Origin of the sequence: Streptantibioticus silvisoli (assembly GCF_027947535.2) — a bacterium.
Taxonomy (GTDB): Bacteria; Actinomycetota; Actinomycetes; order Streptomycetales; family Streptomycetaceae; genus Streptantibioticus_C; species Streptantibioticus_C silvisoli.
Map to the genome: position 1 here is coordinate 1 of NZ_JAAGKO020000038.1, position 21,533 is coordinate 21,533.

The following is a 21,533-nucleotide window of genomic DNA, read 5'->3' on the forward strand; positions in this document are numbered from 1 at the left end:
GGGGCCGCACGGGGGGGGGGGGGGGCGGCCGCCGGCCCCCCCCACCACCGGTGACCGCCGTGCGCGGTCAGCCGTTGTACTGCGTGATGATCTTCGTGAAGTCCCACGGGTCCTGGGTGACGCTGCTGCACGCGCCGTCGGCCCAGTTGTGCGGGACGCTGGGGTCGCAGGCCCGGTCGCGGTTGACGTCCCAGTAGGACAGGGCGGCGGCGTGCTTGCCCTGGGCGTAGGCGAGCAGCGCGTTGAAGGTGTCCTGGGTGAACAGCTCGCTGGGCTGGTCGGTGTGACCGTTCATGAGCTGGATCGAGGTGTGGGCCCAAGCGGTGGCGGAGTCCCAGCCGTAGAGCGACTGGAGCTGGGTGTTGACGTCGTCGGCGACGGTCTCGGCGGCGGCGGTCTCGGTGCCGCTGGTGAGGCCGAAGTCGAAGTCCATGATGTTGACGACGTCGATGCGGGCGCCGTCGGCGATGGCCTGGCTGATCTCGTCCTTGCCGGTGTCGGGCAGGCCGACGGTGGTCATCGGGATGGTGAGGGAGACGGTGAGGCCGGGGTTGTCCTGTTCGAGGATCTTGATCGCTCCCCAGCGCAGCGCCATGTTCGCGTCGAGGTCGTCGCCCTCCCAGTCCAGGTCGACGTGGGTGAGGCCGTACTTGGTGACGACCTGCTGGTAGGCGGCGGCCAGGGCGGCCGAACTGCCGCAGGTGGCGCCGAGTTCGGTGCCGTTGTAGCCGCCGAAGGAGACGCCGGCGTCGCCACCGGCCGCCCGGATCGCCTGGATGTCGGCGAGCACGGTGGTGTCGGAGGCGACGGTCTGCGTGCTGTCGCCGTCCCAGGCGGGTGTGCAGTTGCCGGAGTCCAGCACGAAGGAGAGCAGGAACTGCTTCTCGCCGGAGCCGCTGACGATGTCGGAGACCGACTGCGGGCTGTTGTCCAGCGGCATGAGGTACACCGGGTGGGTGAAGCCGCCGTCGGCCGGGGTGACCGGGGACGTCGGACCGGTCGGCGACGTCGGGCCGGTCGGCGTGCCGCCGGCCCCCGCGGGACCGGTCAGGGCGACGTCGTCCGCGCCGAACGTGCCCTCGCCGTACCAGCCGTGCACCCAGACGCTGACCGAGGTGGTGGAGGCGCCGGTGGTGAACGAGGTCGACAGCGTGGTCCAGCCGGCCGAGGAGGTCCAGGTGCTCGGGTCGGTGCCGCCGGTGCCGGTGGCGCCGAGGTAGACGTAGGAGCCCTGGACCCGGGCGGTCAGGGTGTAGGAGGAGTTGGGCCGCACCGACACGGTCTGCGCGCACTGCGCGGTGTCGGAGGCGGTCGGTGTGCCGGACAGCGCGTGCGAGCCGTCGGCGACCGGGCTGGTGACGGCCTGGTCGGAGGCCGCGCAGTTCCAGCCGGACAGGCCGCTTTCGAACGAGGCGTTGCCGAGCAGCTGGGTGGTGTCCGCCGGGTGGGTGCCGGTGGCGGCGAGGGTCGGTCCGGCGGTCGCGGCGAGCGTGCCGACCGCGAGGGCCGTGACCGCGAGCGCGGCGACCAGCGGAGCCGGCCGCCGGCGTTTTCCGGTGAGGGTCATACCGGTCTCCCTGGAACGAGGCGGCGGCACACGGCCGGAACCGCCGTGGTGTGGGGGCAGGGCGGAGAACCGCGCGGCGTGGCGGGAACCCGGACTCCGACGCGGATTGGTCTAGTCCAAGATGGCCGAGACCGGATGTACCGTCAAGACATCGCGGCACACCGCCGTCACGGCCTCAACCGGGCGGCGGGGTGCTTCGCGCACGTGCGAGGGGGCCCGGCCGCATGCGGCCGGGCCCCCTCGTTCGTGGTCGTGGTCGGGGTCAGTCCTTGATCTCGCAGAGGGTGGCGCCGGAGGAGACGGAGGCGCCGACGTCGGCGGTCAGGCCCTTGACAGTGCCGGTGCGGTGGGCGGTGATGGGCTGTTCCATCTTCATCGCTTCCAGCACCACGATGAGGTCGCCCTCGGCGACTTCCTGGCCCTCTTCGACCGCGACCTTGACGATGGTGCCCTGCATCGGTGAGGCGAGGGTGTCGCCGGAGGCGGCGCCGGACTTCTTGGCGGCCTTGCGGCGCGGGGTCTTCTTCGTGCCGGGCGCGGCCAGGGCGATTCCGCCGCCGAAGGAGGCGGGCAGGGTGACTTCGAGGCGTTTGCCGCCGACCTCGACGACGACCGTCTCGCGGGCGCCCTCACCCTCCTCCTCGTCGGTGGCGCCGCCGGTGAAGGGGGGGATGGTGTTGTCGAACTCGGTTTCGATCCACCGGGTGTGAACGGTGAACGGGGCGTCGCTGCCGGTCAGTTCGGGGGCGAAGGCGGGGTCGGTGACGACCGCGCGGTGGAAGGGGACGGCGGTGGCCATGCCCTCCACGGTGAACTCCCGCAGCGCCCGGGCGGCGCGTTGCAGGGCCTGGGCGCGGGTGGCGCCGGTGACGATCAGCTTCGCCAGCAGCGAGTCCCACGCCGGGCCGATCACCGAGCCGGCCTCCACCCCGGCGTCCAGGCGCACGCCCGGGCCGGTGGGGGCGTCGAAGCGGGTGACGGTGCCGGGGGCGGGCAGGAACCCGCGGCCGGGGTCCTCGCCGTTGATGCGGAACTCCAGGGAGTGTCCGCGCAGCGGCGGGTCGTCGTAGCCGAGGGCCTCGCCGTCGGCGATGCGGAACATCTCGCGCACCAGGTCGATCCCGGAGACCTCCTCGGTGACCGGGTGTTCCACCTGCAGGCGGGTGTTGACCTCCAGGAAGGAGATCGTGCCGTCCTGCCCGACGAGGAATTCGCAGGTGCCGGCGCCGACGTAGCCGGCCTCGCGCAGGATGGCCTTGGAGGAGGCGTACAGCTGCTCGGTCTGCCGCGGGGTCAAGAACGGCGCGGGCGCCTCCTCGACGAGCTTTTGGTGCCGGCGCTGCAGCGAGCAGTCCCGGGTGGAGACGACGACCACGTTGCCGTGGGTGTCGGCCAGGCACTGGGTCTCCACGTGCCGGGGCCGGTCGAGGTATCGCTCCACGAAGCACTCGCCGCGCCCGAAGGCCGCCACCGCCTCGCGCACCGCGGACTCGTACAGCTCGGGCACCTCTTCGAGGGTGCGGGCCACCTTCAGACCCCGCCCGCCACCACCGAAGGCCGCCTTGATCGCGATCGGCAGCCCGTGCTCCTTGGCGAAGGCCACCACCTCATCGGCACCGGAGACCGGGTCGGGGGTGCCGGCCACCAGCGGCGCACCGGCACGCTGGGCGATGTGACGGGCCGCCACCTTGTCGCCCAGGTCACGGATGGCCTGCGGCGGCGGGCCGATCCACGTCAGACCGGCGTCCAGCACCGCCTGGGCGAACTCCGCGTTCTCCGACAAGAACCCGTACCCGGGATGGACGGCGTCCGCACCGGAGTCCGCCGCCGCCTTCAACACCTTGCCGATGTCGAGGTAACTGCCCGCCGGGGTGTCGCCGCCCAGCGCGTACGCCTCGTCGGCCGCGCGCACATGCAGCGCGTCCCGGTCCGGCTCGGCGTACACGGCTACGCTGGCGATCCCGGCGTCCTGGCAAGCGCGGGCGACGCGGACGGCGATTTCGCCGCGGTTGGCGATGAGCACCTTCGTCAGCACGACCGCTCCCGGGTGGGTGCGAAGGTGCCGGGGCCGGGGCGTTCCCAGGGTGGCGGGATATTCACGGTCTCTCCGTTCGTGGTCGGCGGGCAGGGCCCGTCGCGAGGTCAGCGGGGCAGCGCGCAGGCGCGCCAGGTACCGGGGCCGGGGACGGGCGGCAGCGACAGGCGGCGGCCGCGGTCGTTCCAGGCGTCGAGGACCGGTGGCACCGGTCCGGGGACAAGGGTGCGCGGCAGCGCGGTGAGGACGGCGACCAGCGCCGCCAGTTCCTCGGGCGTGGCGCCGCCCCGGGTCACGTCGAACCGCACGGGGGCGGCCGGTTCGCGCGCCGCGCCGGGAGCGGTGGGAAGTCCGGTGCCGTTCACAGCGGGATGTTGCCGTGCTTCTTGGGCGGGAGGGTCTCGCGCTTGTTGCGCAGGGTGCGCAGGGCCTTGACGATGTGGACGCGGGTCTCGGACGGGGCGATGACCGCGTCGACGTAGCCGCGTTCGGCCGCCACGTACGGATTCAGCAGCGTGTCCTCGTACCGCGCGATCAGCTCCTGCCGCAACGCCTCGGGATCATCGGCCTCCGCGAGCGCGCGCCGGTGCAGGATGTTGACCGCCCCCTGCGCGCCCATCACCGCGATCTGCGCCGTCGGCCACGCCAGATTCAGATCCGCCCCCAGGTGCTTCGACCCCATCACGTCGTACGCACCCCCGTACGCCTTACGGGTGATCACCGTGATCAGCGGCACCGTCGCCTCCGCGTACGCGTAGATCAGCTTCGCCCCCCGCCGGATGATCCCGTTCCACTCCTGATCCGTGCCCGGCAAAAACCCCGGCACATCCACGAACGTCAGCACCGGCACATTGAAACTGTCACAGGTACGCACGAACCGCGCCGCCTTCTCCGACGCGTCGATGTCCAGACACCCCGCGAACATCATCGGCTGATTGCCCACCACCCCCACCGGCCGGCCCTCCACCCGCCCGAACCCCGTCAGGATGTTCGGCGCGAACAACGCCTGCGTCTCCAAGAACTCCCCGTCGTCCAGCACCCGCTCGAACACCGCGTGCATGTCGTACGGCTGATTCGCCGAATCCGGCACCAACGCGTCCAGCTCCGCGTCCGCCGCACCCACCGCCACATCCGCCACCTGCGCCACCACCGGCGGCTCCTCCAGATTGTTGCCCGGCAGGTACGACAACAGCGCCCGCACGTACTCCACCGCCTCCCTCTCGTCCCCCGCCATGTGATGCGCGTTCCCCGACCGCGACGCGTGCGACCGCGCACCCCCCAGCTCCTCGAACCCCACCTCCTCACCCGTCACCGTCCGGATCACATCCGGACCCGTGATGAACATGTGCGACGTGCCGTCCACCATCACCACGAAATCCGTGATCGCCGGCGAATACACCGCCCCACCCGCACACGGACCCAGCACCAGGGAAATCTGCGGAATCACCCCCGACGCATGCGTATTGCGCCGGAAGATCTCCCCGTACATCCCCAGCGACGCCACACCCTCCTGAATCCGCGCCCCACCCGAATCATTGATCCCCACCACCGGACACCCGTTGCGCAACGCCCAGTCCATCACCTTCACGATCTTCTCCCCGTACACCTCACCCAGGGCACCGCCGAACACCGTGAAATCCTGCGAGAAGACCGCCACCGGACGTCCCTCCACCGTCCCGTACCCGGTCACCACACCATCGCCGTACGGACGCGTCCCCTCCAGACCGAAATTCGTCGACCGGTGCCGCGCGAACTCGTCCAGCTCCACGAACGAATCCTCGTCCAGCAACAGCAGCACCCGCTCACGCGCCGTCAGCTTCCCCTTCGCGTGCTGCTTGTCCACCGCCCGCGCCGACCCGGCATGCGTCGCCAGCTCGACCCGCGCCCGCAGATCCGCCAGCTTCCCCGCGGTGGTGTGGATGTCGTACTCCGGCTCGGTCGGATCCGGTCGAGCGGACATGCGGTGCCTCCTGGAACGGGACGGACGAACTGAACGCGAGGGGGGAACGCGGGCGCTCAGAACGTCTCGTGGGGAACGTGGACTGTCCGCACGTCGCGCGGTATACGGGCGAATCCGGCGCCGCCGCAGCGCGGTGCGAGGGCTGTACGCGTCGGCGGCACGGCGTCGTACCGGCCGGCAGCGGAACCCAGCGCTGCTGCCCGCGGCGCGCGGCGGTCGACGCCGGCCCCGGCCGGCCCGCCGCGTTCGAGGGCGGCGCGACCGTGGACGGGCCGGACCCGCGGTCCGGACTCCCGGTGACCGTTCGGCATGGCGCGATCTCCCCCATGGCACTGGATACCGTAACGACGGTACGCAGTACCACGACGGGTGGCAAGTGGCGCCCGGCCAGGATCACCGGCGAGGATGGACGGCCATGACCAAGCAGACCGCACGGGAACGGCTCGCGCGCGCCGCCTTCGAGCTGTTCGACGAGCGCGGCTACGAGCAGACCACGGTGGACGACATCGCCGACCGGGCCGGGGTGGGCCGCACGACGTTCTTCCGGCACTACCGCTCCAAGGAAGAGGTGATCTTCCCCGACCACGACCGGCTGCTGGCGCGGATCGACGGCCGGCTCACGACGTCGAGCAGCGGCACCGCGCTGGTCGCGGTCTCCGACGCGGTCCGCCTGGTGCTGCTGCACTACCTGGAGGAGGGCGACCTCGCGCGCCGCCGGTACGCGCTGACCAGCAAGGTCCCGGCGCTGCGGGACCGCGAGATCGCCAGCGTCGCCCGCTACCAGCGGCTGTTCCGGGAGTTCATCGCGGGCTGGATGGGCGATTCGGGGGCGTCCTCGCTGCGTGCCGAACTGATGTCGGCGGCAGTCGTCGCCGCGCACAACCACGTCCTGCGGCGCTGGCTGCGCGGCGACTCCGCCGACCCGGTCGCCGAGGTGGACGCCGCGATGCGCGACGTCATCGGCCTGTTCCCGGTCGCGGACCCGGCGGCCTCCCCCGCCGCCCCGGGCACCACCGTGGTCGCCTTCTCCACCGGCAAGGGGCTCGACGCGCTGCTCCCGGAACTGCGCCGGCTGCTGGAGGGCGACGGCTGACCGCAGGCCCCCTGGCGGTGCGGCCGCCGACCCCGGCCGGACCGCCGCACGCGCCGCGCTGGACCAGGGCCCGACCCCGCCCCCGTGCGGTATCGAGCCCCCGGCCCGGGATGCGGGTTCAGCCGCGGCGACCGCTCCGGCCCGAGGGCGTCACCGTCTCGGCCTCGGCTACTGACGTGCCCTCACCTTGCCTGCGTGCGGCGGCTGTTGCCGGTAGAGCGCACCCGGCAGAGCCGCCGCGCCCGGATCAGCGGCCGGCCGGAGCGGGCACGTCCAGGGGTGGGCCGAACCACTCGCGCAGCGCGTCACCCAGCCGCCCGGCGGCAGTTGGGGGCGTCGCGTCGGCCCCGGGCGCCGCGACCCAGGCGGCGTGGCCGTCGGGGCGGACCAACACCGCGACGGCGTCCGGCAGTTCGCCGGCCCGCGCCGAGGCGACCGTCACCCGGTCCGCCCACGGCAGTGCCGTCTCCCGCAGGGCGTGCGTGCCGGCGCCGGCAGCCAGCAGCAGCGCTCCCCGGGGTGCGGCGGCCAACAGCCCGACCAGACGCAGCGGTTCGTCGCGGCCTCCGCAACCGTCGTGCTCCAGAAGGACGTTGGGCACCATCCGCCCCTCCCACGGGTGACCGCTTCCGTGGGCCACCGGGTAGCGCGTGCCCACGGCGGTGATGGTCTCCGCCAGGGGTCCGGCCGTCCCCGCGGTCCGGGCGAGTTCGGCGAGCAGTTCGCGTACCGGCGCCAACTCCTCGCCGCCGCCCGCCAGAACGGACTGCGCCCGGGTGTTGCGCAGCAGCGCGGTACCGGCCGCGTGCCGTTCGGTGTGGTAGGTCTCCAGCAGCTCCTCCGGTGCCCGGCCGGCCGCCACCAGGCCGAGTTTCCAGCCGAGGTTCATCGCGTCGTCGATGGCCGCGTTGACGCCGACGGCGCCGGCGGGCGGATGGATGTGCGCCGCGTCGCCCGCCAGCAACACCCTTGCCTGCCGCAGGCGTTCGGCCAGCCGGGCCGCGTCGCCGAACCGGGTGAGCCAGCGCGTTCCGGCGATCTCCACGCGGTGCCCCAGCACGCGGTCCAGTGCCTGCTGGAACCGGGCCGGTGTCACCGGTTCGTCCCGGTCCAGCGGCGGCCGGGGGTCCGCGGTGATCAGCCGCACGTAGCCGGGCCGCGGGATGGCGAACAGCGAACCGCCCGGCCCGGCCGTCATCCCGAACGCGATCGACTCCGGGTCCGCCAGGACGACGTCCCCGAGCAGGGTGAAGCGGCGCGCGGGCGTGCCGGGGAAGCCGATGCCGGCCAGCTTGCGCACGGTACTGCGCCCGCCGTCGCAGCCGGCCAGCCAGCCGCAGCGCCAACGGGTGGGCCCCTGCGGGGAGTCGACGTCGGCGGTCACCCCCTCGGCGTCCTGGCGCAGCGCGGTGAGCCGGTGCCCGCGCAGGACGCGCACACCCAGTTCCACGGCCCGTTCGGCCAGCAGTTCCTCCACCCTGGTCTGCGCGATCCCCAGGGCGTAGGGGTGCCCGGTGCGCATGGCGGCCAGGTCGAGTCCGGCGCCCGCGACGAACGCGGTGGCCGGCACGGTCGGCCCCTCGGCCAGGAAACGGTCCGCGAGACCGCGCCGGTCCAGCAACTCCAGGCTGCGGGCGTTGAGATTGAACCCGCGGCAGTAGCCGGGCGGTTCGGGGTCCCGTTCGAGCAGCACGGTACGCACCCCGGCCGACGCGACCTCACAGGCCAGCGTCAGCCCGGCGGGACCGGCGCCGATGATCAGGACGTCGGCGTGCCGGAGCGTGGGCGTCGGTGTGGTCGGCACCGGAGGCGTGTCCGACGCTGCGAACGGCACCGGAGGCGTGGTCGGCGCAGGCGGCGTGTCCGACGTTACGTGCGGCACCGGAGGCGTGTCCGACGTTACGTGCGGCACCGGAGGCGTGGTCGGCGTTGTGAGCGGTGCCGGAGGCGTACTCAGCACCGGAGGCGTGTCCGACATTACGTGCGGCACCGGAGGCGTGATCGGCACCGGACGCGGCGTGCTCGGTGCGGGGCAGGGCACGCGCGGGGTCGTGTCAGGCACCGGTGGGGGCCTCCGGCCATTCCAGCGTGCCGTCCTCGATCTCGCCGGCCACGCGACGTACCCAGGCCAGCTCCGCGCGGATCATCTCCTGCGCGTACTCCGCCTCGATGACGAACAGCCGCGGCGCCCGGTGCTCCTCCAGGGCCCGGCGGTGGGCCCGTTCGCCCTCGTCGAGGCGGTCGTGCAGGGCGGCGGCCCGTTCCCGCAGCGCCTCCGCCGCCCGGCGCCGTCCCAGGGCGCCCAGGTAGCTGACGGCGGACAGGAAGCGCGGGTACTCCTGGAACGGCTCGCGGATCAGCTCGTCCAACCACTGCGTGAAGTACTCCCGCCCCTGCGGGGTGTGCCGGTAGACGGTGCGCGCCGGCCGGCCGCCGACCTGCTCGGTGTCGGCCGCCTCGATCCAGCCGTCGCGCGCCAGCACCCGCACCGTGTCGTACAGCGACCCGGTCGTCACCTTGAAGACCTGGTCCAGCCCCCGTTCCCGCAACGCCGCCGCCATCGCGTGCGGATGGGCGGGCTGCTCCAGCAACAGCCCCAGCAGCGCCAGGGCCAGCGGGTTGGCGGGTCGTTTGACCGGCATCTCACTCCTTGCGGTCGGCCGCGCGGAACGCGCGGACGGGACTCGTGGCCGACCTTCCGCCGCGGAACGCGTCATGGCGGCACCGCGGTTAGTCGGGTACGAGCGATCGTACTCGATTACTCGGACCCGATTAATCATTGCGGCGCCGACCGTCCGCACGGGCCGCCCTACGCGTCCGGACCGCCCTGTCTGCGGCGCGCGCGGTACGCCGCGACGCTCTCGCGGTGGGCGCAGGCGTCCGAGCAGTAGATCTTCCGCGCGTTCTTCGAGCGGTCGACGAACGCGCGGCGGCAGTTCCGCGAGGCGCACAGGCCGAGGCGTGCGGCGTTGCCGTCGCAGACGAAGAGCACCACCGCCATCAGCATGCTGACGGAGAGCCAGTGCACCAGGCCCTCCCCCGCCGCCTCGAAGTGCAGGTGCGGGGCGTCGTGTCCGGTGCTGATCCGGGGCAGGGCCCGGTATCGCGCGAGGGCGTCGTTGAGCATCCGGGAGCCGGCGTCCGGGTCCTGCCGCATGACGGCGAACACCCGCCGCAGGTCGCCCCGCACCGCCCTCAGCTCACCGACGTCGGCGGCGGTCGGCCGCCACCGCGACAGCGCTTCGGCGTAGAGCTCGGCGACCCGCGCGGCGTTCACGTCCACCGGGCCCGCCGAGCCCTGGGAGCTTTCCGGGAAAGTCGCGGTAGCGGGGGCCGGTGCCGAACGCCGGCCTCCCCGGCGACGCGGTCGAAGACGGCGTCCCGCCCCTGGCCGGCCGACATCCGCCCGGCGGCGGTGAGGATCTCGTCCCGGTCGCGCCGCGCGTTCCCCCGCAGCGGACGGCCCGCGTGTCCGGCCGTGCGGCAACGCCCGCCGGCCTTCCGGCACGGTTGCGAAGCGGAGGGCAGTCCACTTACCATCGATCAACCGGAGAATCCTCCAGTTCCATGGGCGCGCGGGCCCCCTCCTCGCGTACACCTGTCCGGAAGGACGACGAGGACCGCCACAGGTCCGTCCGGTCCGCACGCCCCGAAGTCCGGCGGAGAAGCCATGCCACCCAGCACCACCAGCGCCATCACCCTGCGCGTCAACGGCGAGGCGCACGCCCTGACGGTCGACAACCGCACGACGCTGCTCGACGCGCTGCGCGACGGTCTCGACCTGACCGGGACCAAGAAGGGCTGCGACCACGGGCAGTGCGGCGCCTGCACCGTGCTGGTCGACGGCCGCCGCGCCCTGTCCTGCCTGCAGTTCGCCGTCGCCGCCGAGGGCCGCGGGATCACCACCGTCGAGGGCATCGCGGACGGCGAGGCGCTGCACCCGGTGCAGCAGGCGTTCCTCGACCTCGACGGGTACCAGTGCGGTTACTGCACGCCGGGGCAGATCTGCTCGGCGGTCGCGGTCATCGAGGAGCACGCGGCGGGCTGGCCCAGCGCGGCCACCGCCGACGTACGGCCCGAGGCCGGCCCGGTCGCGTTGGACGCCGCGGAGATCCGTGAGCGGATGAGCGGCAACCTGTGCCGCTGCGGGGCGTACAACGCGATCGTGCGGGCGGTCGCCCAGGCGGCGGACGCGCGCGGCACGGACAGCGCGGCGGTGACCGCGTGAGGGAGTTCGCCTACCAGCGCGCCGGTGACGTGGCCGGGGCGGTGGCTGCCTTCGCCGCCGCGCCCGGGGCCCGTTACCTGGGCGGCGGCACCAACCTGGTCGACCTGATGAAGAGCGGGGTGGAGTCCCCCGAGCGGCTGATCGACGTGCGCGGCCTGGGGCTCGACGCCGTCGAGGAGGACGCGGACGGCGGACTGCGGATCGGCGCGACCGTCACCAACAGCGATCTGGCCGCGCACCCGGGGGTCCGCCGCCGCTACCCGGCGCTGGCGCAGGCCGTGCTGGCCGGCGCGTCGGGGCAGCTGCGCAACGCCGCGACGGTCGGCGGCAACCTGCTGCAACGCGTCCGCTGCGGCTACTTCACCGACGTCACACTGCCGTGCAACCGCCGGGTGCCGGGCAGCGGCTGCCCCGCGGTGGACGGCGAGCACCACAACCACGCCGTCCTCGGCTGGTCCGAGCACTGCGTGGCCGTGCACCCGTCCGACCTGGGCGTGGCGCTGGCCGCGTTCGACGCGGTGGTGTCCTACGAGACCGGCGCCGGACCCGGCGAGCTGGCGTACGCCGCCCTGTATCCGCCGGTCGGCGACACACCGCACCGCGAGACGTCGCTGCCGCCCGGCGCGCTGATCACCGCGGTGAGCCTGCCGGCGGCGCCGGTGGCCGCCCGGTCGCGGTACCGCAAGGTGCGCGAGCGGGCGTCGTACGCGTTCGCGACCGCTTCGGTGGCCGCGGCGCTGGAGGTGCGCGACGGCGTGGTCCACGACGTGCGGCTGGCGTTCGGCGCCGTCGCCTCGCGGCCGTGGCGGGCGCACGCCGCCGAGCGGGCGCTGACCGGCGCCCCGGCGACCGCGCGGGCGTTCGGCGCCGCCGCCGACGCCGAACTGGCCGCGGCCCGCCCGTTGCCGCACAACGGGTACAAGGTGCCGCTGCTGCGCAACCTCATGGTGTCGGTGCTGACCGAACTCGCCGAGGAGGCAGCCCGATGACCGACACCACCGCGCGTCCGCGGACCGACGGGGGCGTCGTCGCGCCGGCCGGGGGCGCGGTCGGCACCGCGCGGACCCGGCTGGAGGGCCGCGACAAGGTCACCGGCGCCGCGCGCTACGCCGCCGACGTGCCGTTCGACGGGCTGGCGCACGGCTGGCTGGTGCTGTCGACGGTGGCGCGCGGGCGGATCACGTCGATGGACACCGCGGCCGTGCTGGGCATGCCGGGCGTGCTGGGCGTGGTGCACCACGGCAACGCGCCGCGCCTGCACCCGGCCGGCCTGTTCGGCCCGGACGGCCAGTTGCAGCTGCTCCAGGACGACCGGGTGCCGCACGTGGGCCGCCCGGTGGCGCTGGTGGTGGCGCGGACCCCGCAGCAGGCGCGGGCGGGCGCCGCGGCGCTGACCGTCACCTACGCGCAGGAGCCGCACGACACGGTGTTCCGGGCCGGGCATCCGGCCGGCCGGCCCGCCCCGGCGGCACCGGCCCGGCCGGACGCGGACCTCGGCGACGTCGAGGCGGAGATCGCGGCGGCCCCGGTGGTGGTCGACCAGCGCTACACCACGCCGGAGGAACACCACAGCGCGATGGAGCCGCACGCGTCGATGGCCCGGTGGGAGGACGGCCGGCTGGAGGTCGTCGACTCCAACCAGGGGTCGTTCATGGTCGCGCGGGTGCTGGCGACGCTGTTCGGCCTGGACCAGGAGATCGTGCGGGTCCGCGCGGAGCACGTGGGCGGCGGTTTCGGTTCCAAGGGCGTCGGGCCGCAGCTGGTGCTCGCGGTGATGGCGGCCACGCTGTTGCGCCGCCCGGTGCGGGTGGCGCTGACCCGGCGCCAGGTGTTCTCCACCACCGGGCTGCGGCCGGCCACCGAGCAGCGGCTGCGGCTGGCGTCGGACTCCACCGGCAGGCTGCGGGCGATCGACCACGCGACGGCGGCGTTCACCTCCACGATCCAGGAGTACGTCGAGCGCAACACCGAGGCCAGCAACGTGATGTACGCGGCGGACGCCATCCGCACCCGCACCACGGTCGTACCGCTCGACCTGCCGACCCCGGGCTGGATGCGCGGGCCGGGCGCGGCGGCGGGGTCGTTCGCGCTGGAGTCGGCGATGGACGAGCTGGCGCAGGCCGTCGGGGTCGACCCGGTGGAGCTGCGGCTGCGCAACGAGCCGTCGGCCGGGCCGGTCTCGGGGCTGCCGTTCAGCAGCCGCAACCTGGCGGCGTGTCTGCGCGAGGGCGCGCGGCGCTTCGGCTGGGCGGACCGCGATCCGCGGCCGGGCACCCGGCGCGAGGGCCGCTGGCTGCTGGGCACCGGGGTGGCCTGCGGGTCCTACGGAGCGGGCGCGCTGCCGTCGACGGCGGCGATCACCGCGCGGGCGGACGGCAGTTACACCGTCTCGGTCGGCGCGGCGGACATCGGCACCGGTGCCAGGACCGCGCTGGCGCTGGTGGCGGCGGACGCGCTGGGGGTGCCGCCGGAGTCGGTGCGGATGCGGATCGCGGACAGCCGGCTGGGGGCCGCGTGGTTCGCGGGCGGTTCGAAGGGCACCGCGTCCTGGTCGTGGGCGGTGACCGCGGCCGCGGCGGATCTGCGCGAGCGGTTGGCGTCGGTGGACCGCGTCCCGCCGGACGGGGTGACCGGGCGGGGCGACACCACCGACGCGATCGGCGCGCTGGGCAAGCAGGAACGGCAGTCCTACGGCGCCCAGTTCGCGGAGGTCGCGGTGGACACCGGCACCGGGGAGGTGCGGGTGCGGCGGATGCTGGGCATGTTCGCCGCCGGGCGCATCGTCAACCCGCTGACCGCCCGCAGCCAGCTCGTCGGCGGTATGACGATGGGACTGTCGATGGCGCTGCACGAGGAGGGCGCGCGGGACGAGGCGCTCGGCGCCCTGGTCAACTCCGACTTCGCCGGCTACCACATCTCGGCGCACGCGGACGTACCCGACATCGAGGCGGACTGGGTGGAGGACGTGGACGACAGCAACCCGTCCGGCATCAAGGGCGTCGGTGAGGTCGGCATCGCCGGCACCGCGGCGGCCATCGCCAACGCCGTCTGGCACGCGACCGGCGTACGCCACCGCGCCCTGCCGGTACGGCTCGACCGGGTGCTGGAGAGCGGGTTCCCGGCCGCCCGGTAACCGCGGGGGCCGGGCCCGCCCGCCGGCCGCCGCGGCGGGGCCCGGTTCCACGTGCCGCGTGGCGGGGGTCGGTTCCGGCTCTCGCGTGGCGGGCCGCCGTCGAGGAGGGCGAGCCTCCCGCCGGCGCCGCCACCGACGCGCTGGCGCACCGACGCACCGACGCACCGACGCACCGACGCACCGACGCACCGACGGCGCACTACCACACGTTCCTCAACGGGCTGTCGTTCCGGACGGCTGACGGGGTCCCGGCCGGCGTCCTGCGCGCAGCCGTCGACATCCTGATGCCGGCTGGGACGCAGCGCCGGCGCCAGGTCCTGAGCACGCCGGCCCCGGCCGGCCCGCGCCGCGCGTCCGCGTGTCCGCCCGGCCGCGTCCGCCGACGGGGGACCCGGCGGCGTCCGGACCGGCTCGGCCTGGTGGGGGACGACCGCGTTCCCCCAAAAAGCGTAGTTTCCGTCCCGCCCGGCATGGCCGCCCGCTCGGCGGGGCGTACCGGTGGCGCAGGCGCGGTGGGGGTGGCGGGCGGCGCGGCGCCGGGCGGGCGTAGGGGCTCGCGGCGGCGCGGATCGCGGGCGCAGGCCCGGCCGTGTTCATCCTATGCGGGTGATTGGCATGTGCCGCAGGAAAATGGCGGAAGTCGTCCGGACGTCCCGGCGCTCCCGTAACTTCGTCGTCACCGCCGCCGACGCGGTGGGCCCGAGCAGGTGCGTGAAGGGGATACGTGTGTCCGGGATCGATGAGTGTCTGCTGGACGCCATGGCGTTACCGGGCGCCCGCGGCGCGGCACTGGTGGAGTGGATCAGCGGTCTGGCGCTCGGCCGGATCGGCGAGGCGCCGGGCGGGGACCACGAGGCGGTGGCGGCCGGGATGGCGGAGTTCGCCCGGGCCGCGGCGGAACACGAGGTGCTCACGGCCGACGGCGCCTCCGGGGCGGGGACACCCGTCGAGGACGTCGTGGTGGTGACCCGGGACGGCTACCACGTGCTGCGGTTCGTCGAGGCGCCGTACGAGGGCGGGTTGTTCCTGCACCTGTGGCTGGACCGGGCGCACGCCAACCTCGCGATGGCCATGCTGCGGCTGCGGGGGCTGGCCGAACGGCTCGTGCCGGCATGACGCGACCGCTGTCGCAGACGCTGGCACGCCTGGCCGGTGAGCGGGCCACCGGGGCGCTGCTGCGCGACGCCGGGACGCTGTATCTGGTGGACGGTGTGGCGGTGCACGCGGAGAGCCCGTTCAGTCCGGGGATCGGCTGGCTGCTGACGGCGGGCGGGCGGCTGCCCGTGGCGGTGTGGCAGGAGGCGGTGGAGCGGGCCGGGGCGCGGTGCGCGATCGCCCGTGCCCTGGTGGACAGTTGCCGGCTGTCGACCGGCGCGGTGGAGATCGCCGGGCTGAGCGCGCTGTTCGACGCCGCGTTCTTCGTCCTGGGGCCGTCGGACGGCCCGTCGTGGTTCCGGCCCGGCGTGCGGCACTGGTTCGGCGCGCTGCGCTCGGTGCCGCTGCGGGAGCTGGAACGCGAGACGGCCCGGCGCCGGCGGTACCTGGAGGCGGTGTGGCCGCATCCGGCGCTGGACACCGCGCCGGTGGTGCGCCGGGCGGCGTCGGCACGGCTGCCCCGGCCGCCGGTGCGGCGGGCGGCGGTGCTGGACCTGGCGGACGGCCGGCTGACCCCGGCCGGGATCGCGGCGGCGCTGGGCAGGCCCGCGTTCCACACGCTGGTCGACGTGCGGCGGCTGGCGGCGCTCGGGCATGTCGCCACGCCGTCGGCGGAGCCGGAGCGGCCGCCCGCGCGACCGGCGCCGAGCGCACCGCCCGACCCCGGGGCGGCGGCGGGCCCACTCGACGTGGCGACGCTGCGCCGGGTGCGCGACGCGCTGGAGGCCAGGCTGTGAGACGGAGGACCGGATGGCGAGCCGACGGAGGACGGACGTGGCGTACGAGGCCGAAGTGCTGGAGGAATTGGGGAGGTTGCGGTCGCGCCTGCCCGGGGTGACCGGAGTGATCGCGGCCGGTGTGGACGGCCTGGTGCTGGCCGAGGACGCCCCCGGGGTGGAGCCGGAGGGGATCGCCGCGCTGGTCGCCGCGGCCCTGGGCGTCGCGCTGCGGCTGGTCGACGTGACCGGCCGCCGGGCGTTCCGCGAACTGCTGATCCGCGGCGAGGACGGCTACGTCGGGGTGTACGCGGCCGGGGCCTCCCGGGTACTGGCGGTCCTGGCCGAGCCGCGGATCAACGTGGGCCGGCTGCACCTGGAGGCCCGCCGCTGCGGTTCCGCGCTGGCGGCACCGCGGGGGGCCGTGCGGCCGGCGCCGGCCGCGCGACCGGTTCAGCCGGCCTCCGGGCGACCGGACGTCTGACCGTCCGCGTCCCACCCCGCAGCTCCATCCGGACGCGGCCGTCACGGGCGGGACGCCCATCGCGCGCTTGATCCGTCGCCGGTGCGTCCGGCGGGCGGTGCCTCGTCATCAACTCCCATGATCGGGGCCGCATCAGCTATCTGACGTAGCGTCAAAACAGTAGTGCGCGCGGAGGCGTCCCCAGGGCCCGGTCTCGTCCGCCGGGTGATCGGCCGAACGGTCGGCGGGCCCGGGACGCGCGCGGCTGGCGGCGTCCGGTGCGGTCAACGGCGCTACGGGGACGGCCCGTTCGCCACCGCCTCCGAACCCCGGCCGCGGTGGGGTCGCCGACCGCGCGACGTGCATCCGCCAACGGGTAGCAAGCGGGCTGTTGTTGGGCCGGAGCGGCGGGGTGCCGTTGGGCGGCGGGTGCGCCGGGGCGGGCCGTACCCCAGCCGGAGCAGGACCGTACGCGAGCTGAGGGCCGGCCCCTACGCGAACCGGGGACGGACCCGTACCCGAACCGAGGGCGAGGCCGTACCCGAGCCGGAGCGCACCCTCAGGTGATCGGAGCGAGACGTACCCGAGCCGGAGCGCACCCTCAGGCAATCGGAGCGAGCCGGTTACCGGAAGGCGTCGGCGTGGTCGGCGGCCCAGTCGGCGAAGGTGCGCGGGGTGGCGCCGGTGATGTCGCGGACGGTGCCGTCGGTGCGGCCGGGGCCGTCCAGCGCGCCGCGCCACATGCCGAGGAGGGTGTCGGCCACCGGTGCGGGCATGAAGGCGGCGACCTGCTCGCGCCACTGCTCGGGGTCGAGGTCCTCGACGGCGACCGGGCGGCCGGCCGCGGCGGCGATGAGCTCGACCTGCCGGCGCTGGGTGAGCGACTCGCCGCCGGTCATGAAGTAGGCACGCCCTTCGTGCCCGGCCCCGGTGAGGGCGGCCACCGCGGCGTCCGCGATGTCGGCCTCGTGGATGGGCTCGACGTGGGCGTCGGCGTAGGGCAGCGCGACGCGGCCGTGGCGGACGCCCGGCGCCCAGCGCAGCGTGTTGGTGGCGAAGGCGCCCGGCCGCAGGAAGGTCCAGGCGCCGCCGTACCCGCGCACGGCGTCCTCGACGGCCTGGTGCTGTCCGCCGATGCCCTCGCCGCCGGGGATCTCGACGGAGGCGGAGGACAGCACGACGACGCGTTCGACGCCGGCCTCGCGCAGCAGGCGCGCGATCTCGTCGGCCCCGTCGTGGGCGGCGTACAGGAAGACGCGGTCGACGCCGTCGAGGGCGGCGGCGAGCCCGCGCGCGGTGCGCAGGTCGACGGGCAGGACCGGGAAGGCGGCGCCGGCGAGGCCGGCGGGGTCCGAGCTGGCGCCGCGTACGTCCTCCCCGCGCGCGTGCAGCGTGTCGGCGACGAGCCGGCCGACGCCGCCGCGTACTCCGGTGACCAGGACAGACATGGGGGTTCTCCTCGTTCGGGTGGAGCCGTTCGGGTCGTTCGGGTCTCGCATCGGGTACCGCGTCGCGCGGCGGTGGCCGGTCCCGCGCCGACCGCCGCACCCTGGTTTTCAACCAGGCGGATGAATACCTTATCATCCGAACGGATGAAGATAGGCTGGCCGCATGACCGGCAGCGACGACCCCGCTCCCCTGCCCGACCCCGCTCCCCCGCCCGGGGCCGCTCCCGGGCCGGCCGGGAGCGGCACGGCGGCGGACGGCCGCACGGCGTCCGGCCTGCGATCGCGGCGGCGGCTGCTGGAGGCGGCGTTCGAGGAGTTCGCCGAGCACGGTTACGCCGGCGCCAGGGTGGCGTCGATCGCGGCGCGCGCCGGGGTGAACAAGCAGCTCATCAGCTACCACTTCGGCGGCAAGCGGGGGCTGTACGAGCAGATGCAGGCGCAGTGGCTGCGCCGCGAGAGCCGCTTCCGCGACGACGACCCCGCCCTGCCGGAACTGGTCACCCGCTATCTGCGGGCCGCGCTGGCCGACCCCCGCGCGGTGCGGCTGGCCGCGCGGTTCCTGCTGGACGACACCGCCGCGCCCCCGCCGGACAACAGCGCCGACGTCGAGGACCTGCGCCGCCGCCGCGACGCCGGCGAACTGCCGGCCGACCTCGACCCGGCCGCACTGCTGCTGGCCATCATGGGCATGGTCAGCGCCCCGGTGCTGCTGGCGGCGGCCTCCGACGAACTCATCGGCGGCGACCACGAGTTCTACGCCGATCAGCTGGCACGCGTCGTCGGCCACCTCACGACGGGGAGCACGGGCGCGTAGCGGGCGCGGCCGGCACTGGAACGGGCCGCGGCCCCGGCCCGCGAGCGGATCGCCGGCCGGCGGCGGCTTGCCGGGGCGCGGCGGGCGGCGCGGGTCAGCGGGTGAACCGCTGCTCGCCGAGCACCGACAGCAGGCGCAGCTTGTCGTGGGCGTCGGTGCCGGCGGCGGCGGTGAGGACCAGCAGGGTCTGGGCCTGGTTCTCGGTGAACAGCGCCTGGCAGTCGAGGTGGATGGCGCCGACCTCCGGGTGCAGCAGCGTCTTGTGCTCGTCGTAGCGGACGGCGACCTCGTGCTGTTCCCAGATCGCGGCGAACTCCGGGCTGCGTTCGAGCAGTTCGGCGGCGATCGCGGCGGCCCGGGTGTCGGTGCCGGCCGAGGTGAGCGCGGCGCGCAGCCCGGAGACGACGATGCGGCTGTGGTGGGCGCGGTCCTGCTCGGGGTAGACGAGGCGTTCGCCGGGGTCGGTGAACCAGCGGTGGACCGCCGCGCGGGCCCGGCCGGTGTAGTGCGTCTGGTCGCCGAACAAGGCGGTGGACAGCCGGTTTTGCAGCAGGGTCTCGCCCAGGTCGGACATGACCATGGCCGGGGTGTCCTCCAGCCGGTCGAAGACCCGGCGCAGCGCGGGCCCGACGTGGTCGGTGCGCAGGATGCGCCGGGGCGCGTTGTGGCCGGTGAGGCGGAAGAGGTGGTCGCGTTCGTCGAGGCTCAGGCGCAGGCCGCGGGCGAGGGCGGCGACCATCTGCTCGGACGGCTGCGGGCCGCGGCGCTGTTCGAGGCGGGCGTAGTAGTCGGTCGACATGCCGGTGAGGGCGGCGACCTCCTCGCGGCGCAGCCCGCTGGTGCGGCGGCGCGGGCCGCTGGGCAGCCCCACGTCGCCGGGGTGCAGCGTCTCGCGGCGCCGGCGCAGGAAGTCTGCCAGTGCTGCTCGGTCCATGTCCCCATGGTGGCTCCCCGCGCCGGGTTCATCCAGGGATCGCCACTCCCTGGATCGGCGCGCGACCTGGCGTTTGTGGCGTTACGCCTGGTCAGGGGCGGGTGGCCGATCCGCGGATCGCCGATCCGCTGATGAGTGCTCCTCTGCCGCCGCGTCCGCGGCCGCCGCACGGTGGAGGCCGCGGGGCTGCTGCGCACCGCTGACGACGGACGTGAGGGAGAACGCCGATGAGGACGACGGGCAACACCATCCTGGTGACGGGCGGCACTTCGGGCATCGGCCTGGGCCTGGCGCTGCGGTTCCACGCGGCGGGCAACACGGTGATCGTCGCCGGCCGGCGCGAGGACCGGCTGCGGGCGATCGCCGCCGAGCACCCGGGGATCGCGACGCTGGTGCTGGACGTGGCCGATCCGGCCTCGGTCGCGGCTGCCCGCGAGACGGTCGCGGCCTCGTTCCCCGAGGTCAACGTGCTGGTCAACAACGCGGGCATCATGCTGGCGGAGGACCCGCGCGATCCCGGTTCGCTGGAGATCGCCGAGCGGACGGTGGCCACCAACCTGCTGGGCCCGCTGCGGATGCTGTCGGCGTTCCTGCCGATGCTGCTGGAGCGCGACGACGCCGCGGTGCTCAACGTCTCCTCCGGGCTGGCGTTCGTCCCGCTGCCGGCCACGCCGACGTACAGCGCGACCAAGGCGGCGGTGCACTCCTGGAGCGAGAGCCTGCGGGTGCGGCTGGCCGGCACCCCGGTCCAGGTCGTCGAGCTGGCCCCGCCCGCCGTGCGGACCTCGCTGATGGGCCAGACCGACAGCGAGCAGGCCATGCCGCTGGAGGACTTCCTCGACGCGACCATGGAGATCCTGCGCCAGGACCCCGACGTCCGCGAGGTGCTGGTGGACCAGGTGCGTTTCCTGCGCTTCGCGGAGGCCGAGGGCCGCTACGACGACGTGCTGAAGCTGCTGGCGGGCCACTGAGCGACCGCACATCGTGAATTGACGTTCCATCAGACGCAACGCACGTTGCCGCAGGCGTACTTGCGCCCTTGCGCCGCCCGGACAACGATGAAGCCGCCCCAGCCCCACGTTGAGCGACTTCACCGTTTCCGGGAGGGATTCGATGACCCTGCGCAGAATCGCCATCGCACTGGCGGCGTGCGCCGCGGCGGCGGCCGGCGGACTGGCCGGACCGGCGACGGCCCGGGCGGACACCCCGGCGTCCTACGTGGCCCTCGGCGACTCCTACACCTCCGGGCCGCTGATCCTGCCGATCTCCCCGTCCGCGCCGCTGGACTGCTTGCAGTCGGCGGAGAACTACCCGCACCTGACGGCCGCGGCGCTCGGCCTGTCACTGAGCGACGTCAGCTGCGCGGGCGCCGACACCTCCAACATGACGACCGCCCAGTTCGCCGACCAGCCGCCGCAGTTCGACGCGCTCACCGCGTCGACGCGGGTGGTCACCCTCGGGATCGGCGGCAACGACAACAGCACGTTCCTGACCGCGCTGGCCGGGTGCAGCGCGATCGACGGGATCGCCGGGGCCGGCAGCGGCGACCTGTGCGCGCTGGCCTACGGCAACAAGTTCGCCGACCAGATCGCGGCGGACGAGACCAACGTGGCGGGCGCGCTCCAGCACATCCACACGCTGTCGCCCGCCGCCCGGGTCTTCGTCGTCGGCTACCCCGACATCCTTCCGCAGAGCGGCAGTTGCTTCTCGCAGATGCCGATCACCACCGCGGACGTCGCCTACCTCAACGGCGTGGAACTCGATCTGAACGCGATGCTGCGCACCGCGGCCGGGCAGAACGGCGCGACGTACGTCGACACCTACGGCGCGAGCGTGGGGCACGACTCCTGCCAGGGCGAGTCGACCCGCTGGGTCGAGCCGCTGCTGCCGTCGACCGACGCGGTCTCGGCGCACCCCAACGCCGCCGGTGAGGCCGCCGACGCACGGGCGGTCGAGGCCGCGATCGGCTGACGGCGGGCACCGCGGG

At 74.4% G+C, this 21,533-nt stretch carries 19 protein-coding genes; 10 read left to right on the plus strand and 9 right to left on the minus strand.

From position 1 onward, the window contains the following. Positions 1–67: 67 nt before the first annotated feature. From POF43_RS22955 to POF43_RS22970, 4 genes are all read right to left on the minus strand, one after another. Entirely contained in the window at positions 68–1,567 is a 1,500-nt protein-coding gene (locus POF43_RS22955; RefSeq protein WP_271324771.1) for a carbohydrate binding domain-containing protein, read from the minus strand. A 262-nt stretch (positions 1,568–1,829) separates the two neighbouring features. Beyond that, positions 1,830–3,599, minus strand: a complete 1,770-nt coding sequence (locus POF43_RS22960) for an acetyl/propionyl/methylcrotonyl-CoA carboxylase subunit alpha (protein WP_282704732.1) — start codon at positions 3,597–3,599, stop codon at positions 1,830–1,832. 110 nt (positions 3,600–3,709) lie between these two features. Then, positions 3,710–3,967, minus strand: a complete 258-nt coding sequence (locus POF43_RS22965) for an acyl-CoA carboxylase subunit epsilon (protein WP_271326135.1) — start codon at positions 3,965–3,967, stop codon at positions 3,710–3,712. Then, positions 3,964–5,562 carry an acyl-CoA carboxylase subunit beta gene (locus POF43_RS22970; protein ID WP_282704728.1) on the minus strand — a complete coding sequence of 533 codons (1,599 nt, stop codon included), beginning with the start codon at positions 5,560–5,562 and terminating at the stop codon, positions 3,964–3,966. The genes POF43_RS22965 and POF43_RS22970 overlap by 4 nt, the downstream gene beginning before the upstream one ends. 415 nt (positions 5,563–5,977) lie before the next feature. Between POF43_RS22970 and POF43_RS22975 the strand changes: the two genes are divergently transcribed. Next, positions 5,978–6,655, plus strand: a complete 678-nt coding sequence (locus POF43_RS22975; protein WP_271323938.1) for a TetR/AcrR family transcriptional regulator — start codon at positions 5,978–5,980, stop codon at positions 6,653–6,655. Positions 6,656–6,902: 247 nt separating this feature from the next. On the opposite strand, the gene POF43_RS22980 is transcribed toward POF43_RS22975, so the two are convergent. The 3 genes from POF43_RS22980 to POF43_RS34955 all read right to left on the minus strand — a co-directional run bounded on the left by POF43_RS22980 (position 6,903) and on the right by POF43_RS34955 (position 9,938). After that, positions 6,903–8,459 (minus strand): FAD-dependent monooxygenase, encoded by a 1,557-nt coding sequence (locus POF43_RS22980; RefSeq protein ID WP_271323939.1) that lies wholly within the window; start codon positions 8,457–8,459, stop codon positions 6,903–6,905. 250 nt (positions 8,460–8,709) lie between these two features. Continuing rightward, positions 8,710–9,297 carry a PadR family transcriptional regulator gene (locus POF43_RS22985; protein WP_271315481.1) on the minus strand — a complete coding sequence of 196 codons (588 nt, stop codon included), beginning with the start codon at positions 9,295–9,297 and terminating at the stop codon, positions 8,710–8,712. A 167-nt stretch (positions 9,298–9,464) separates the two neighbouring features. Further along, on the minus strand, positions 9,465–9,938 hold the full coding sequence (locus tag POF43_RS34955; RefSeq protein ID WP_271323940.1) for a CGNR zinc finger domain-containing protein: 474 nt from the start codon (positions 9,936–9,938) through the stop codon (positions 9,465–9,467). A gap of 387 nt (positions 9,939–10,325) precedes the next feature. Between POF43_RS34955 and POF43_RS22995 the strand changes: the two genes are divergently transcribed. The 6 genes from POF43_RS22995 (at position 10,326) to POF43_RS23020 (ending at position 16,371) form a co-directional block, all read left to right on the plus strand. Beyond that, the gene (locus POF43_RS22995) at positions 10,326–10,883 is read left to right on the plus strand and encodes a (2Fe-2S)-binding protein (protein ID WP_271323941.1); all 558 of its coding nucleotides are present in this window, start codon (positions 10,326–10,328) and stop codon (positions 10,881–10,883) included. After that, entirely contained in the window at positions 10,880–11,872 is a 993-nt protein-coding gene (locus POF43_RS23000; RefSeq protein ID WP_271323942.1) for an FAD binding domain-containing protein, read from the plus strand. The genes POF43_RS22995 and POF43_RS23000 overlap by 4 nt, the downstream gene beginning before the upstream one ends. Continuing rightward, on the plus strand, positions 11,869–14,016 hold the full coding sequence (locus tag POF43_RS23005) for a xanthine dehydrogenase family protein molybdopterin-binding subunit (RefSeq protein WP_271323943.1): 2,148 nt from the start codon (positions 11,869–11,871) through the stop codon (positions 14,014–14,016). Before POF43_RS23000 ends, POF43_RS23005 begins: the two co-directional genes overlap by 4 nt. 759 nt (positions 14,017–14,775) lie before the next feature. Next, positions 14,776–15,132, plus strand: coding sequence for a hypothetical protein (locus POF43_RS23010; RefSeq protein WP_303658604.1), 357 nt, complete (start codon positions 14,776–14,778; stop codon positions 15,130–15,132). Next, positions 15,129–15,908: a transcriptional regulator gene (locus POF43_RS23015; RefSeq protein WP_271317978.1), complete on the plus strand. Its 780-nt coding sequence runs from the start codon at positions 15,129–15,131 to the stop codon at positions 15,906–15,908. Before POF43_RS23010 ends, POF43_RS23015 begins: the two co-directional genes overlap by 4 nt. A gap of 13 nt (positions 15,909–15,921) precedes the next feature. After that, positions 15,922–16,371 carry a roadblock/LC7 domain-containing protein gene (locus POF43_RS23020; RefSeq protein ID WP_303658599.1) on the plus strand — a complete coding sequence of 150 codons (450 nt, stop codon included), beginning with the start codon at positions 15,922–15,924 and terminating at the stop codon, positions 16,369–16,371. 602 nt (positions 16,372–16,973) lie between these two features. Here POF43_RS23020 and POF43_RS23025 read toward each other — a convergent pair. After that, on the minus strand, positions 16,974–17,798 hold the full coding sequence (locus POF43_RS23025) for an NAD(P)H-binding protein (RefSeq protein WP_271323983.1): 825 nt from the start codon (positions 17,796–17,798) through the stop codon (positions 16,974–16,976). Positions 17,799–17,961: 163 nt separating this feature from the next. Between POF43_RS23025 and POF43_RS23030 the strand changes: the two genes are divergently transcribed. After that, a complete protein-coding gene (locus tag POF43_RS23030; protein WP_271323984.1) occupies positions 17,962–18,612 on the plus strand; it encodes a TetR/AcrR family transcriptional regulator in 651 nt (216 codons plus the stop codon). A gap of 94 nt (positions 18,613–18,706) precedes the next feature. Here POF43_RS23030 and POF43_RS23035 read toward each other — a convergent pair whose 3' ends face one another. Then, positions 18,707–19,546, minus strand: coding sequence for a helix-turn-helix transcriptional regulator (locus tag POF43_RS23035; RefSeq protein ID WP_271323985.1), 840 nt, complete (start codon positions 19,544–19,546; stop codon positions 18,707–18,709). A 227-nt stretch (positions 19,547–19,773) separates the two neighbouring features. Here POF43_RS23035 and POF43_RS23040 point away from each other — a divergent pair, with 227 nt between their 5' ends. Both POF43_RS23040 and POF43_RS23045 read left to right on the plus strand, forming a co-directional pair. Further along, positions 19,774–20,517, plus strand: a complete 744-nt coding sequence (locus POF43_RS23040; protein WP_271323986.1) for an SDR family oxidoreductase — start codon at positions 19,774–19,776, stop codon at positions 20,515–20,517. A gap of 142 nt (positions 20,518–20,659) precedes the next feature. Next, positions 20,660–21,517, plus strand: a complete 858-nt coding sequence (locus POF43_RS23045; RefSeq protein ID WP_271323987.1) for an SGNH/GDSL hydrolase family protein — start codon at positions 20,660–20,662, stop codon at positions 21,515–21,517. Positions 21,518–21,533: the final 16 nt, after the last annotated feature.